Origin of the sequence: Enterocloster alcoholdehydrogenati, from assembly GCF_013282095.1 — a bacterium.
GTDB lineage: Bacteria > Bacillota > Clostridia > Lachnospirales > Lachnospiraceae > Enterocloster > Enterocloster alcoholdehydrogenati.
Genome location: NZ_BLTJ01000038.1, coordinates 1 through 988, shown reverse-complemented (window position 1 = coordinate 988; position 988 = coordinate 1). Strand labels below are relative to the sequence as shown.

General features: G+C 49.7%; 2 protein-coding genes. Both read right to left on the bottom strand.

What is annotated here, in order from left to right; genetic code table 11:
• Nucleotides 1–512 (bottom strand): carbohydrate ABC transporter permease (locus HW447_RS17800; RefSeq protein WP_176256358.1); only part of this gene is annotated, 512 nt, incomplete at its 3' end.
• A 6-nt stretch (nucleotides 513–518) separates the two neighbouring features.
• The coding region (locus HW447_RS17795; RefSeq protein ID WP_176256357.1) for a carbohydrate ABC transporter permease at nucleotides 519–988 on the bottom strand (470 nt) is incomplete at its 5' end.

Sequence of the window (988 nt, the reverse complement as noted above, 5' to 3'; positions counted from 1 at the left end):
GGAACGCCTCTTAAGAACTGGATCAGCATGAATACAAAATAGGTATCCGCCGCAAATAAGGATGGGATCACCAGCGGAAGGTAGGTATTTACCCATTTCCAGTTATTGAACATAATGTACTGCGGCGCGTTTAATACCACCTGGGGCAGGAACAGTGTGGACATAAGGAGTGCGAAGAGAACGCCCTTTCCCTTAAAGTTAAACCGTCCAAAGCCGTATGCCGTAATGGTTGCGGACACTACGGTAAAAATTACCTTCGGGATCACGATCTTGTAGGTATTGATCAGGGACTTTACAAGGTCGATCTTTCCGCCGTAGCTCTTAAATGCGTTGTCATAGCCGTCAAATACCGGATTCTTCGGGATGAACCATGCGCTGGTGAAAATCTCGGAATTGGTCTTAAAGGTAGCGCCTACCATCCAGATCAGGGGATATACCATAATGATTCCTACCAGGATCAGAAGGGTGTAGCGGATCACTGTGCTGATTTTTCTTTTGGTTTCTCTTGTCATCTGATTCTACCTCCCATCCTCGTCAGAATAGTAAACCCACTTCTTCTGGCTTACGAATGCAATAACTGTCATCGTCATGGTGATCAGGAACAGAATCCACGCCTGGGCGCTTGCCATACCCATCTTGTGGCGCAGGAATGCGTTGTTGTAGATCAGCATGGAGATCAGTGTGGTGGCTCCGTTTGGCCCGCCCTTTGTTACCAGGAACGGTCCGTTGAACTCCTGGAATGCCTGGCATAACTGGGTAACCAGGTTGTAGAAGATAACGGGGGTAATCAGGGGAACCGTGATCTTAAAAAACTGGGTCCACTTGCCCGCGCCGTCGATGGAAGCCGCCTCATAAAGATCCTCAGACACGCCCTTTAAGGCTGCCAGGAAGATAACCATGGCGGAACCGAACTGCCATACGCGCAGGAGCACGATTACCATCAGGGCGCTCATGTCGCCGGCCATCCAGTTGATTGCCGGAATGCCAA